We start from the raw sequence: 13,586 nt of genomic DNA on the forward strand, positions 1-13,586 counted from the left end.
TTATGCATTCTCCTTTTCATCAACAATTTTATAACTATATTCTTCAATAACCGTATTAGCAAATAACTTTTCGCTTAATGTCGTAATAATATTATTTACTGCTTCATCTGTAGCTTCATCAACAGTCATATATAATACTTTACCTACTCTAATGTCATTAACTTGTTTATAACCTAAGTCATGCACAGCACGATTTAATGCTTGACCTTGTGTATCCAATACCTGTGGTTGTAATGTAATGTGAAGTTCAATTGTTTTCATTATTTTAGTTCCTCCAATTTATCCAAAAATGTTTGATACGTATCTATTAAAGAACCAGTATCATTTCTATATACATCTTTATCGAAATTCGTATCTGAATATTTATCCCAAATACGACAAGTATCTGGTGAAATTTCATCCGCTAATAAAATATCACCATTTTCTGTTTTTCCAAATTCAACTTTAAAATCTACTAATCTTAAATCCATTTCATTCATTAATTGAATTAATACTTTATTAATATTTTTAGCCATATCTTTTAATGCCTTAATTTCCTCATCATTAGCAATATGAAGTAATTTGACATGATCATCAGTAATCAATGGATCATTTAAATCGTCATTTTTATAAAAGAATTCTACAAGTGGTTCATCAAATACATGGCCTTTTTCAAAACCTAAACGTTTCGTAATAGAACCTGTTGCAATATTTCTTACAACTACTTCTAGTGGTATAATCTTTACTTCTTTAACTAATTGCTCAGTTTCAGAAAGCTGTTTAATAAAATGGCTTTCAAGGCCATGTTTATTTAAATATTCGAAAATAATTGAAGTAATTCGATTATTTAAACGTCCTTTCCCTTGCATCTTATCCTTTTTGGCGCCGTTACCTGCTGTGACTTCATCTTTGTATTCAACTCTCAACTGATGTACTGTTTCAGTTGAAAATACTCTTTTTGCTTTACCTTCATAAAGTAATGACATTGATTATTCTCTCCCTTTAAATTGTTTCAACATTTCATTTTCAGTTTCATTAACATTATTTGTAAGAATGGTCATATGCCCCATTTTTCTATCCGATTTTCGTTCTGTTTTTCCATAGATGTGGACATGCCATTCAGGATGATCTCCAAATTTATCTTCTAATAAGTCTAAATCGCGTCCTAGTAAATTCATCATCACAGCTGGTTTTAAAATTTCAATCTCTTGAGGTAAATCTTGACCAGTTACTGCTAAGATATGTGTATCAAATTGAGAATAATCACATGCTTCAATCGTATAATGTCCAGAGTTATGTGGTCTCGGTGCAATTTCATTTACATATAAGTGATTTGATTTATCAATAAAGAATTCCACGGTAAAAGTACCAACAAAGTGAACTTTTTCGATTATTTTATCTACTTCTTTTCTCGCTTCTTGCTCTTTATCGCATCTAGCTGGAATAATAGTTTTAAATAGTATTTGATTACGATGCTCGTTTTCTTGTAGTGGGAAATAAGCAATTTGTTTTTGATTACCAATCGTTACAGTTAAAGATACTTCTCGATCGAGATCTAAAAATTTTTCTGCCACACATTCATGTTTTGAAACAAGTACTTTAGCTTCTTCAACATTGGAATCATTTTTCACTAAAATTTGTCCTTTACCATCATATCCACCAAAACGTGTTTTTACGATAAATGGATAACTTAATGTTTCAATTGCTTGATTCAAATCTTTTTCATCTTTTAAAGATACATAAGGAACAATTTTCGTACCTGCAGATTCTAATGTTTGTTTTTCAGTTAAACGATCTTGTAATAATTCAATTGCTTGATAACTTTGAGGAATGTTAAATTGTTGAGTTAGTTGCTTAAGTTGTTGAGCAGATATATTTTCAAATTCATAAGTAATCACATCTGATTGTTGACCCAATTTGTTTAAGGCTTCTTCATCATCATACTCTGCCGTGATAAAAACATCTGCTACTGATTTACATGGACTATCTGGATTAGGATCTAAACACGCTACATTAAAGCCCATTTTTTGGGCAGATTGTGCCATCATCTTACCTAATTGTCCTCCACCAATAATACCAATTGTTGCTCCGAACTTTAATCTATTGAAGTTCATCTTGCATTTCGCCTACCTTATCTACTAAAGATTGTTCATATTGTTCAAGATGTTTACGAACTGAATCATTTCCAATACTTAAAATTCTCGCTGCTAAAATACCAGCATTTTTAGCCCCAGATTTACCGATTGCCGTTGTAGCAACAGGAATTCCACCAGGCATTTGAACAATAGACAATAGTGAATCTAGTCCTTTTAAACTTTTAGATTCAATAGGTACACCGATAACAGGTAACGTTGTCATTGAAGCAACCATCCCAGGTAAATGTGCTGCACCACCAGCGCCAGCAATAATAACGTCATAACCGTTTGTACGTGCTTCACTTGCAAAATCAAACATTAACTTTGGCGTACGATGTGCTGACACTACTTTCTTTTCATATGGTATTTCAAATTGTTCTAACATTGCACAACTTTCTTGCATAATCTTCCAGTCTGAGGAACTACCCATAATGACTGCTACTTTCACTTTGTACACCCTTTCAAAGTTTAAAATATAAATCTTATTAGTTGTATATTACACGTATAGCATACCAAGTATAAGATTTAATTTCAATCAAAAATCGAACTTTATCTATGTTTCTTAACTTAATTTACGCTTTTTAGCTAAAATTTGACGTTTTTATACCTTTAAAGTTAATCTATAGACAGATGTTTAATAAACAAGGAGGAGTTTTTTGTGGTTGCAAAAATTTTAGATGGGAAACATATTGCAAAAGATTATAGACAAGGGTTGCAAGACCAAGTTGAAACTTTAAAAGAAAAGGGATATACACCAAAATTATCCGTTATTTTAGTTGGGAATGATGGTGCAAGTCAAAGCTATGTTAATTCTAAAAAGAAAGCTGCTGAAAAAATAGGGATGATATCTGAAATTGTTCATTTATCTGAAGATACTTCTGAAGAAGACGTATTAAAAGAACTAGATCGTTTAAATAATGATGATTCGGTAAGTGGTATTTTAGTCCAAGTACCTCTTCCTAAACAGGTTAGCGAACAAAAAATTTTAGAAGCAATTAATCCAGAAAAAGACGTTGATGGTTTTCACCCATCAAACATTGGTAAATTATACATTGATGAACAAACGTTTGTTCCTTGTACACCATTAGGAATTATGGAAATTTTAAAACATGCAGATATCGATTTAGAAGGTAAAAATGCTGTCGTAATTGGCCGAAGTCACATTGTAGGTCAACCCGTGTCTAAGTTATTATTACAAGCAAATGCGACAGTAACAATCTTACATTCACGTACTAAAGATATGCATAGCCATTTAAAACATGCAGATGTTATCGTCAGTGCAGTAGGTAAACCTGGATTAGTTACTAAAGACGATGTAAAAGAAGGCGCAGTGATTGTGGATGTAGGTAATACTCCTGATGAAAATGGCAAACTAAAAGGTGACGTTGAATTTGAAGAAGTAAAAGAAATTGCAGGTGCTATTACTCCAGTACCAGGCGGTGTAGGTCCTTTAACTATTACGATGGTTTTAAATAATACATTATTAGCTGAAAAAATGCGTAGAGGCATTGAATAATTTAAATTCAAACGTTTATTATTAAAAAAGAGAGAGACATAATTTCAAATTAATTATGCCTCTCTCTTTTTTTAATAATATATTACATTTATACTGAAACACTTAATTTTGGAACAAATGTTTCATAATGAATATGTTCTTGGCTTACGCCTATTTCTTTTAATACTTCAATCACTGATTGAATAAATTTAGCACTTCCACAAACATATACTTCACTATCATTATTCACATAATTTTCAAGAGTTTCTTTAGTTAAATAACCTTTAGCTTGTCTATCATATAATTCATATTTCGCGTTGTCGTAGCGTTTTGAAATATCTTTTAAATGAGAAGTGAATGGTGTATCGTTAACGTCTCCAGTTACTTGAATAAACTGTGCATGACTTCCATTTTCAGCTACTTTATCAAACATTGAAACAAGTGGTGTGACACCAATACCCGCACCAATAAATACTTGTGGTTGATTTTGGTTAACCACACCAAATGGACCTACTGGAGCTGATAAGTTAATATCATTTCCTTCTTTTAATTCATCATGTAAAATAGTTGAAACTTCACCTTCATGGTCTGTAGATACATCACGTTTGACAGCAAAAGTTAAATGATTGTTATCGCCACTAACAATTGAATAGTGACGTTTTGCACGATAAGGCATTTTTTCACTACTTACATCAACTGTAATATATTCTCCTGGTGTAAATTGACTTAAATCATATTTATCTGATACTACAGTAAAGGATTTAATATCAGATGAAAGTTGGTCAATTTTTTCTATTTTAAATGGTTGGAAACCTTCCCATAACATTTTACTATAAATATCTTTTTCAACTTGAATAAATACATCAGCAATTTCTTGATATGCTTTTTTCCAAGTTTGAATAATAGGATGACTATCTTCTAATCCTAAAACAGCTTTAATTGCTTCAATTAAGTTTTCTCCTACGATATCATATCCAGCTGGTGGTACTTGCAACGCACAATGTTTATATGCAATTTCTTTAACAACTGGCAAAATATTTTCTAAATGCTCAATATTAACTGCAGCTGCTAATACACTTTGAGCTAAAGCAGTAGATTGGAATCCTTTTTGTTGGTTAGTTTGGTTAAACATATTTTTTAACTCTGGATGTTGTTGAAACATTCTATTGTAAAAATAAGAAGTGATCTCTGTTCCTCTTTCTTGTAATACTGGAACAGTTTCTTTTACAATTCCTTTTTCTTGTTCTGTTAACATTCAAATCCACTCCTACTTAAAATTATATGTGTAAAATATATTTATTTACTACAAATATATTTTAGTACAATACTTATTATAATGTAATATAGATTTTTTTAAATTCACAGAACTTTCATTTTACATAAATTTAATATTTATTTATCTTAAGTTCATTTAAATTTAATCTTGAATAAGCTATATTAAGACTATAGTATGATGTTAAAAATCAGAAATTAAAGTATAGTTAAATTATTCAAATGACTTATTACATTCGGAGGTTAACGTAATGAATAAACTCATACAATCTCTTTCAGCTCTCGGTGTCTCCGCTACTCTTGTGACTCCAAATTTAAGTGCAGAAGCTACTTCAAATCATACTCCACAGCTTAAAGGAGTAAACGATATTGTTATTGAAAAAGGTCAAGATTATAATGTATTAAATGGAATTAGTGCCTATGATAAAGAAGATGGTGATTTAACACATAAAATTACAGTTGATGGTCACGTAGATACGTCAAAAGTAGGTACTTATAAAGTAAGATATAATGTCATCGACTCAGAGGGAGCCGAAGAATCATCAACACGTTACATAAAAGTTAAATAAATGTGTCAATTTTCTGAAAAAGACGAGATGAATATCTCGTCTTTTTTATTTAATTTTTATTGTAAACGCTAGAATTGATAATGTTTCTCAAATGTAACGAACAATTTTCTATTTTTGACATTTTTCACAGAATAGACACATAATTTTAACAAACCTTACATTCCCCGTCATTCCTATTGTTACTAGTTTTTTCCTATTTATTATTGTAATTTTTTTCTAATAAGGTCTTGTAAATATCGCGTAATAAACTAAAATTAATGGTAAGCCCTACATTTGTAGTATTAGGAGGTCAAAAAAGTGTCAAAATTTAAGTCGTTGCTTCTTATGTTTGGCACACTAATTTTACTTAGTGGTTGTTCAAACATAGAAGTGTTTAATGCAAAAGGGCCAGTAGCAAGTAGTCAGAAGTTCTTGATTATTTACTCAATCATCTTCATGCTTGTTATTGTTGCTGTTGTACTTACTATGTTCGCTGTTTTTATTTTCAAGTATAGTTACAATAAAAATGACGAATCTGGTAAGATGCACCACAATTCTTTAATTGAAACAATTTGGTTTGTGGTACCAATCTTAATCGTAATTGCTTTAGCTATTCCAACAGTTAAAACATTATACGATTACGAGAAACCACCTGAAAGTAAGGAAGATCCATTAGTTGTCTATGCAGTTAGTGCCGGATATAAATGGTTCTTTGCTTATCCAGAACAAAAGGTTGAAACAGTGAATACATTAACTATTCCTAAAAACCGTCCAGTGGTATTTAAATTACAATCTATGGATACAATGACTAGTTTCTGGATTCCTCAATTAGGTGGTCAAAAATATGCCATGACTGGCATGACAATGAATTGGACTTTAACAGCCGATCAAGCTGGTACATTCAGAGGACGTAACTCTAACTTCAATGGTGAAGGTTTCTCTCGCCAAACATTTAAAGTTCACTCTGTAGACCAAAAAGATTTCGATGCTTGGGTTAAAGATGCTAAAAGTAAGAAAACTATTAGCCAAGATGAGTTTGATAAACAAATCTTACCAAGTACTCCAAATAAAGAATTAACATTTAGTGGTACTCACATGGCATTTGTCGATCCTGCAGCTGATCCAGAGTATATCTTCTATGCATATAAACGTTACAACTATACTCAAAAAGATCCTAACTTCGTTGCTGAAAAAGATCTTTACAAAGATGTAACAGATAAACCTCAAAAACCAGCTCGTAAGGTAACAGTTACAAATGTCAACTATCCTCGTCATGGTATGAAGCCAATGATTTTAGGCAACGATGACCCTTACGATAGTGAGTTCAAAGATGAAGAAACTCACAACGCTAAGGAAATGGAAAAAATCAATAAAGGAGCTAAAGACGAGAATGCGTCTAAAGCAGATAATGATCATGGAGGTGAACATTAATGAATTTTCCATGGGATGAATTACTCGTTAAAGGTAACTGGATGATTACTATGGCACAAATTGGTGCTCCATTCTTAGTTATCGGTTTAATCGCAGTAATTACTTATTTCAAATTATGGAAATATCTATACAAAGAATGGTTCACATCCGTAGACCATAAAAAAATCGGTTTAATGTACTTAATTTGTGCAGTATTAATGTTCGTTCGTGGTGGTATTGATGCGTTATTACTTCGTACTCAATTAACTATTCCGGATAATACTTTCTTGGAATCAAATCACTATAACGAAATTTTTAGTACGCACGGCGTTATCATGATTATCTTTATGGCTATGCCATTCGTTTTCGGTTTATGGAACGTTGTTGTTCCTTTACAAATTGGGGCTCGTGATGTGGCATTCCCTGTAATGAACAACATCAGCTTCTGGTTATTCTTTGTTGGTATGATTTTATTTAACCTATCATTTATCGTAGGTGGATCACCAGCAGCTGGTTGGACAAACTATGCTCCACTAGCAGGAGAATTTAGTCCTGGTCCAGGAGTTAACTACTACTTAGTAGCAATTCAAATTTCAGGTATCGGTACTTTAATGACAGGTATTAACTTCTTTGTAACAATACTTAGATGTAAAACACCTACTATGAAGTTTATGCAAATGCCTATGTTTACTGTAACTACTTTTATTACGACATTAATCGTAATTTTAGCATTCCCAGTATTCACAGTTGTTCTTGCTTTAATGACAGCTGATAGAGTATTCGGAACTCATTTCTTTACAGTAGCAGATGGCGGTATGCCAATGTTATGGGCAAACTTCTTCTGGGTATGGGGGCACCCTGAAGTTTATATCGTTATCTTGCCTGCATTTGGTATTTATTCAGAAATTATTCCAACATTTGCTCGTAAACGTTTATTCGGTCACCAAAGTATGGTGTGGGCAACTGCTGGTATCGCGTTCTTAAGTTTCTTAGTTTGGGTTCACCATTTCTTCACAATGGGTAATGGTGCTTTAATTAACTCATTCTTCTCAATCTCAACAATGTTAATCGGTGTACCTACCGGAGTTAAATTATTTAACTGGTTATTAACATTATATAAAGGACGTATTACTTTTGAGTCACCAATGTTATTCTCATTAGCCTTTATCCCTAACTTCTTATTAGGTGGGGTTACTGGTGTAATGTTAGCAATGGCATCAGCTGACTATCAATATCACAACACTTATTTCTTAGTAGCTCACTTCCACTATACATTGGTTACTGGTGTAGTATTTGCCTGTCTAGCTGGTTTAATCTTCTGGTATCCTAAAATGATGGGTTACAAATTAAATGAAAAATTAAATAAATGGGCATTCTGGTTATTCATGATTGGATTTAACGTATGTTTCTTACCACAATTCATTCTTGGTTTAGACGGTATGCCACGTCGTTTATACACATATATGCCATCTGATGGTTGGTGGTTATTAAACTTCATCTCAACTATCGGTGCATTAATGATGGCAGTCGGCTTCCTATTCTTAGTAGCAAGCATTATCTACAGCCACATTAAATCTCCACGTGAAGCAACTGGAGATAACTGGGATGGTTTAGGTCGTACTTTAGAGTGGTCAACAGCTTCTGCTATTCCACCTAAATACAACTTCGCAATCACTCCAGATTGGAATGACTATGATACATTTGTTGATATGAAAGAACATGGTCGTCATTTCTTAGACAATCATAACTACAAAGACATTCATATGCCTAACAACACACATACTGGTGTATTTATGGGTATATTCATGTTAGTTGGTGGTTTCTTCTTAATCTTCGAATCTATCATTCCATTCCTAATTTGTGTAGCTGGTATCTTCGGAACTATGATTTATCAAAGTTTCGTACAAGATCACGGTTATCATATTCCAGCTTCTGAAGTTGCTGAAAACGAAGCACGTTTAAGAGAAGCACGTATTAAAGAAAGGGAGGCTGTAGGTCATGAGTCATGATACAAACACTATTGATTCACGTACGCATGAAGGTCAATTGAATAAACTTGGCTTCTGGATTTTCCTTACAGCCGAATTTGCATTATTCGGTACCCTATTTGCAGCGTTATTAACGTTGCAACATGGGGGCGGTTACGGTGGTAAATTGACAACTGAATTGTTTGAATTACCACTTGTCCTAATCATGACATTTGCCTTATTAATCAGTTCTTATACTTGTGGTATTTCAATTTACTACTTACGTAAAGAAGAAAAAGGTAAAATGATGTTTTGGATGATTTTAACAGTAATCCTTGGCTTAGTATTTGTCGGATTCGAAATTTATGAATTTGCACATTATGCTTCTGAAGGTGTAACACCTAAAGTAGGCTCTTACTGGTCAAGTTTCTTCATCCTATTAGGTACACATGGTGCCCATGTTTCATTAGGTATCGGTTGGATTATTTGTTTATTAATCCAAGTAGCAACACGTGGATTAAATAAATTTAATGCTCCAAAATTATTTATAGTAAGTTTATACTGGCACTTCTTAGATGTTGTATGGATCTTCATCTTTACTGCCGTATATATGATAGGGATGGTGTATAGCGGATGAACACAATCGTAAAACATACAGTTGGCTTTATTGCTTCAATCGTTTTAACGTTATTAGCAGTTTTTGTAACTCTATACACAAACATGACATTCCATGCTAAAACAACAATTATCTTTGGTTTTGCTTTCATCCAAGCTGCATTACAATTATTAATGTTCATGCACTTAACTGAAGGTAAAGATGGACGTTTACAATCTGCCAAAGTTATCTTTGCGATTATTATTACTTTAATCACAGTTATTGGTACTTATTGGGTTATGCAAGGTGGACATTCTAGTCACTTATAATTCAATTTCTACCTTTCTTAAAAAGCCTGTACGAGTTTTTTAACTTGTACAGGCTTTTTGTTTTGTTTATATTAATTACTTCTTTGTGTATGATAGATATAAGAAAAAGTAAAAATCTTTGGAGGTGTATTCATGTCATTACCTATTATTATTGATACTGATCCAGGTATAGATGATGCAGCAGCAATCGCTCTTGCATTATCTCATACAAAATTTGATGTCAAAATGATTTCTACTGTAAATGGAAATGTAGGTGTTGAGAAAACCACAGCGAATGCTTTAAAATTAAAAGCCTTTTTCAACAGTGAGGTCCCTATTCATAGAGGAGCTTCTCAACCATTAATAAGTGAAATACAAGATGCTAGTCATATTCATGGAGAAAGTGGTATGGATGGCTATCAATTCCCTACAATTTCTACTTCAGATTTAGCGTCTTCTCATGCTGTAGAAGCTATGAATGAGATATTAAGTCATTCTAATGAACCTATTACTCTTGTAACTTTAGGCCCTTTAACAAATATAGCTCTACTTTTTAATACGTATCCTGAATGCAAAAACCATGTTAAAGAAATTATTATGATGGGTGGTAGTACTGGAAGAGGTAATGTTACTCCCCTAGCTGAATTTAATATTTATTGTGATCCTGAAGCAGCTCATATCGTTTTTAATGCTGGTTTACCTTTAACGATGATTGGCTTAGATTTAGCGCGTCAATCATTATTTACTCATTCTTATTTAGACACTCTTAAAGATAAAAACAACACAACACAAATGTTGTATCATATTTTCCAACACTATCGCGGTGAAGATTTTAAAGAAGGAATAAAACTATATGATGCATTTACGATTCTTTATTTACTTGATCCTAAGAGTTATGAAATTAAAGAAGCAGATGTGCAAATTGAATTACAAGGGTCACTGACTCGTGGTGCTACTGTAGTTGATTTTGAATCTTCCTATCCTAATTGTTCTGTAGTCGTATCAAGTATAAATGAACATTATAAAACAATATTTTTAAATACTTTAAAAAATTAAAGGTCGAAACAATTAATGTTCCGACCTTTTAATATTTAATTTTACTCTTATTGATAATAAGATTGTTGATTTAGTATTTTATGATAAATATATGAGATGCGATTTTCATTTGTTACTTTAGAATTATCACCTATATTTGAAGCAAGTACGATGACATAATGTTGATTGAAATAGACGGTAAATATTTGTCCATAGAATACACCATTAATTCTGTTATATTGCGGTGTAACATAAAATCCGTAACGATAAGATTCAGGATATGCTGTTGTTCCTAATTGCTGAGTCAGTGGTGTTGACACTGATTCACTAAAAATATTATTATTTTTTAAATTATTTACTAAATGAGCCATATCATATGTTGTCATATATAAATTACCTGCTCCATAATATTGAGCTAATATATTTGGTTTCATAGCAGTTAATTTACCGTCAATCATTTTATATCCTGTAGCCATATATTTTTTATATGGTTTTTCATTAAAGAAAGCACTATGTTGTAAACTAAATGGTTGTGCTAAATCATCATAATAATTCGCAGCATAGGGTTTATGTGTGACTACTTCTATTACTTGAGCAAGCACTAAGTAATTAGCATCATTATATAAATGTTTATGATAAAATTTTTCATCAATTCCCCTTGCTTGTATTGCATGTACTGCACCATCAAGACTTTTAGTTTTAGGAGAAGCTTCAAATTTATATAGCCCACTTCTATGTAACATTAGATCTTTTAAAGTTATCTTTTTTGTCGTTTCAAACCAAGGTAAATATTTAGTGACAGAATCATTTATATTCACTTTATTTTCATTTTCTAATTTTTTTAGAATTAATCCAGTTGTAAATTTCTGTGCGGAACCAATTAAATACATTGTATTTGGTGAGTTTTTAGTTTTATGATGAAAATTTTGATAACCGTATCCTTTATTCAACTTTAATTTACCATTTTCAAGAACTGTAACTGCCCCATTAAAATGAATTGCTTTTAAATATTCATCAATATTTTTGATATGTGGTTCTTCGACTTCAATTATCTTTAAATGTGGCAATTTCGATACATGATAATCTCTTTTTTGTAAATACGTTTTATTATCATTAATTTTGTTATATTCTGTATCTTTATGATTTGTTTTATATACTTTCATTAAGAATATAACGAATAATGTTACTAAGATGATTAAAATTATGATTAATGTTATTATTTCTATTCTTTTTTTCATTTGCTGCCTCATTACAATTTAATAAAAACTATTAACTCTACACTATTTTATTAATTTTTTATTCTTTCAATAAATTATATTATATATTATTCCCCCTAAAATATCATCTTTAATATATCTTACTCCGACTATTTTTTATTACATCATTCTTTAGACCGATAAAGTAAATTTTCAAGCCTGCTTCATTGTAAATAAAAGTTTTTAAACATTATCTTTTTATATTAAAATTAAGTTGTAATTTTAGCTAATTAGTAATACAATTTATGGCTATGGGAGTAATAATTATTATTCTTTTATATTAAAATGGTATGATTAAATTATTAACTTATTTTTTTAATAAATACGTATAGGAGCACATAATTATGAATCGTTTTTTAAAATATTTTATGATGCTATTAACATTATTACTTATTGTTGTTCCTGTCATTTTTATTGTCAATTTATATCATCATTCTGAGAATGCTTTGCAATCTTCATATAATAAATCTGATGCAAAACGTCATTCTACTTTAAGAAATAGCAAAATAAATCCTTCTAAAAACGCTATATCAATATTATTTCTTGGGATAGACGATAATGAAGGTAGACGTAAAAATGGTCAAACGACTGAACATTCAAGAACTGATTCAATGATTTTAGCAACACTTAGTCCAAATAAACAACAAATCCGTTTATTAAGTATTCCTCGTGATACAATCAGTTATATTCCTAAAGTAGGTTATTACGATAAAATCACACACGCACATGCCTATGGAGGTCCTATTGCTACTATGGATACTGTTGAAGCCACACTTAATGTCCCTGTCGACTATTATGTTCGAATTAATATGGATGCCTTTGTTCAAGCGGTAGATAAATTAGGTGGTATTTATTACGATGTACCTTATGATTTAGATGAACCTAACACAGATGATACTGGAAGAATCAAAGTTAAAAAAGGGTATCACAAATTAAATGGTGATGAAGCTTTGGCTGTAGCACGCACGCGTCATCACGATTCAGATTTAAAACGTGGCGAGAGACAAATGGATTTAATCAAAATTTTATTTCAGAAAGCAAAAAATTTAGATTCATATGACAGACTAGATGAACTCGTTCAAATAGTAGGTAAAAATGCTAAACATAACCTAACAACAGAAGAAATTAAATCGATAGCTTCAATTTATTTATCTGATAATATAGACTTTAAAAAGTCTCAACTTAAAGGTGACAATGATTATTTAAATGGTATCTACTATTATCACCCTAGCATTAAGAGCATATTAAAATATTCAAATTTATTGCGTTCTGATTTAGGACTATCTAAAATAACAGATAAGAATGATTTATTAGATGAAAGAGTCATTAAATATTATGGCAATCTAGTACCGTTAACACCTATTGATTCGTTTCTGTTAGAAAATAATCAAAATGATACCACAACAGATGAAAACTCTATTCAAAGTAATGATACTAACCCTTCTACGCAATCACAATCAGAACAAAATCCATCTGATAGTACTATGGTTCAGCAAGATCAAACGAGTAATCAAGTCAATAGCAACAATCCAGACAACTCAAACGACTTCAACAATCAAAATGAAATAAATCAATTATATTAATTT

At 31.4% G+C, this 13,586-nt stretch carries 14 protein-coding genes; 8 read left to right on the forward strand and 6 right to left on the reverse strand.

Annotated elements, in window-relative coordinates:
* From purS to purE, 4 genes are read right to left on the reverse strand one after another with little or no spacing between them, the layout of a single operon-like run.
* Positions 1-261, reverse strand: coding sequence for a phosphoribosylformylglycinamidine synthase subunit PurS (gene purS / locus HMPREF3131_RS10155; protein ID WP_002448160.1), 261 nt, complete (start codon positions 259-261; stop codon positions 1-3).
* Positions 261-965 carry a phosphoribosylaminoimidazolesuccinocarboxamide synthase gene (gene purC, locus HMPREF3131_RS10160; RefSeq protein WP_017175771.1) on the reverse strand — a complete coding sequence of 235 codons (705 nt, stop codon included), beginning with the start codon at positions 963-965 and terminating at the stop codon, positions 261-263. The genes purS and purC overlap by 1 nt, the downstream gene beginning before the upstream one ends.
* 3 nt (positions 966-968) lie before the next feature.
* The gene (purK, locus tag HMPREF3131_RS10165) at positions 969-2,093 is read right to left on the reverse strand and encodes a 5-(carboxyamino)imidazole ribonucleotide synthase (RefSeq protein WP_017175772.1); all 1,125 of its coding nucleotides are present in this window, start codon (positions 2,091-2,093) and stop codon (positions 969-971) included.
* Positions 2,080-2,562: a 5-(carboxyamino)imidazole ribonucleotide mutase gene (gene purE / locus HMPREF3131_RS10170; protein WP_002448044.1), complete on the reverse strand. Its 483-nt coding sequence runs from the start codon at positions 2,560-2,562 to the stop codon at positions 2,080-2,082. Before purE ends, purK begins: the two co-directional genes overlap by 14 nt.
* Before the next feature lie 210 nt (positions 2,563-2,772).
* Here purE and folD point away from each other — a divergent pair, with 210 nt between their 5' ends.
* The gene (folD, locus tag HMPREF3131_RS10175) at positions 2,773-3,630 is read left to right on the forward strand and encodes a bifunctional methylenetetrahydrofolate dehydrogenase/methenyltetrahydrofolate cyclohydrolase FolD (protein ID WP_017175773.1); all 858 of its coding nucleotides are present in this window, start codon (positions 2,773-2,775) and stop codon (positions 3,628-3,630) included.
* Between the two features lie 88 nt (positions 3,631-3,718).
* Here folD and HMPREF3131_RS10180 read toward each other — a convergent pair whose 3' ends face one another.
* Positions 3,719-4,864 carry a globin domain-containing protein gene (locus HMPREF3131_RS10180; RefSeq protein ID WP_017175774.1) on the reverse strand — a complete coding sequence of 382 codons (1,146 nt, stop codon included), beginning with the start codon at positions 4,862-4,864 and terminating at the stop codon, positions 3,719-3,721.
* A 268-nt stretch (positions 4,865-5,132) separates the two neighbouring features.
* On the opposite strand from HMPREF3131_RS10180, the gene HMPREF3131_RS10185 reads away from it, so the two are divergent.
* The 6 genes from HMPREF3131_RS10185 to rihC all read left to right on the forward strand — a co-directional run bounded on the left by HMPREF3131_RS10185 (position 5,133) and on the right by rihC (position 10,765).
* Positions 5,133-5,450 (forward strand): DUF5011 domain-containing protein, encoded by a 318-nt coding sequence (locus tag HMPREF3131_RS10185; protein WP_017175775.1) that lies wholly within the window; start codon positions 5,133-5,135, stop codon positions 5,448-5,450.
* A gap of 297 nt (positions 5,451-5,747) precedes the next feature.
* Positions 5,748-6,860 carry a cytochrome aa3 quinol oxidase subunit II gene (qoxA, locus tag HMPREF3131_RS10190; RefSeq protein WP_048762314.1) on the forward strand — a complete coding sequence of 371 codons (1,113 nt, stop codon included), beginning with the start codon at positions 5,748-5,750 and terminating at the stop codon, positions 6,858-6,860.
* Entirely contained in the window at positions 6,860-8,848 is a 1,989-nt protein-coding gene (qoxB, locus tag HMPREF3131_RS10195; RefSeq protein ID WP_017175777.1) for a cytochrome aa3 quinol oxidase subunit I, read from the forward strand. The genes qoxA and qoxB overlap by 1 nt, the downstream gene beginning before the upstream one ends.
* Positions 8,838-9,443: a cytochrome aa3 quinol oxidase subunit III gene (gene qoxC / locus HMPREF3131_RS10200; RefSeq protein WP_017175778.1), complete on the forward strand. Its 606-nt coding sequence runs from the start codon at positions 8,838-8,840 to the stop codon at positions 9,441-9,443. Before qoxB ends, qoxC begins: the two co-directional genes overlap by 11 nt.
* Positions 9,440-9,730 carry a cytochrome aa3 quinol oxidase subunit IV gene (gene qoxD / locus HMPREF3131_RS10205; RefSeq protein WP_002448242.1) on the forward strand — a complete coding sequence of 97 codons (291 nt, stop codon included), beginning with the start codon at positions 9,440-9,442 and terminating at the stop codon, positions 9,728-9,730. Before qoxC ends, qoxD begins: the two co-directional genes overlap by 4 nt.
* A gap of 132 nt (positions 9,731-9,862) precedes the next feature.
* Positions 9,863-10,765, forward strand: coding sequence for a ribonucleoside hydrolase RihC (gene rihC / locus HMPREF3131_RS10210; RefSeq protein ID WP_017175779.1), 903 nt, complete (start codon positions 9,863-9,865; stop codon positions 10,763-10,765).
* Positions 10,766-10,812: 47 nt separating this feature from the next.
* On the opposite strand, the gene HMPREF3131_RS10215 is transcribed toward rihC, so the two are convergent.
* Positions 10,813-11,982: a serine hydrolase domain-containing protein gene (locus HMPREF3131_RS10215; protein WP_048762313.1), complete on the reverse strand. Its 1,170-nt coding sequence runs from the start codon at positions 11,980-11,982 to the stop codon at positions 10,813-10,815.
* Positions 11,983-12,344: 362 nt separating this feature from the next.
* On the opposite strand from HMPREF3131_RS10215, the gene HMPREF3131_RS10220 reads away from it, so the two are divergent.
* A complete protein-coding gene (locus HMPREF3131_RS10220; RefSeq protein WP_049420030.1) occupies positions 12,345-13,583 on the forward strand; it encodes an LCP family protein in 1,239 nt (412 codons plus the stop codon).
* Positions 13,584-13,586 lie beyond the last annotated feature (3 nt).

This window comes from Staphylococcus sp. HMSC14C01 (assembly GCF_001808085.1).
GTDB classification, from domain to species: Bacteria; Bacillota; Bacilli; order Staphylococcales; family Staphylococcaceae; genus Staphylococcus; species Staphylococcus hominis.

Excerpts from the sequence above, each read along its gene's own strand:
- purC (WP_017175771.1), bottom strand. The coding sequence starts at position 965 with ATGTCATTACTTTATGAAGGTAAAGCAAAAAGAGTATTTTCAACTGAA.
- purS (WP_002448160.1), bottom strand. The coding sequence starts at position 261 with ATGAAAACAATTGAACTTCACATTACATTACAACCACAGGTATTGGAT.
- qoxC (WP_017175778.1), top strand. The coding sequence starts at position 8,838 with ATGAGTCATGATACAAACACTATTGATTCACGTACGCATGAAGGTCAA.
- rihC (WP_017175779.1), top strand. The coding sequence starts at position 9,863 with ATGTCATTACCTATTATTATTGATACTGATCCAGGTATAGATGATGCA.
- HMPREF3131_RS10180 (WP_017175774.1), bottom strand. The coding sequence starts at position 4,864 with ATGTTAACAGAACAAGAAAAAGGAATTGTAAAAGAAACTGTTCCAGTA.
- qoxD (WP_002448242.1), top strand. The coding sequence starts at position 9,440 with ATGAACACAATCGTAAAACATACAGTTGGCTTTATTGCTTCAATCGTT.
- qoxB (WP_017175777.1), top strand. The coding sequence starts at position 6,860 with ATGAATTTTCCATGGGATGAATTACTCGTTAAAGGTAACTGGATGATT.
- purK (WP_017175772.1), bottom strand. The coding sequence starts at position 2,093 with ATGAACTTCAATAGATTAAAGTTCGGAGCAACAATTGGTATTATTGGT.
- HMPREF3131_RS10185 (WP_017175775.1), top strand. The coding sequence starts at position 5,133 with ATGAATAAACTCATACAATCTCTTTCAGCTCTCGGTGTCTCCGCTACT.
- HMPREF3131_RS10220 (WP_049420030.1), top strand. The coding sequence starts at position 12,345 with ATGAATCGTTTTTTAAAATATTTTATGATGCTATTAACATTATTACTT.
- HMPREF3131_RS10215 (WP_048762313.1), bottom strand. The coding sequence starts at position 11,982 with ATGAAAAAAAGAATAGAAATAATAACATTAATCATAATTTTAATCATC.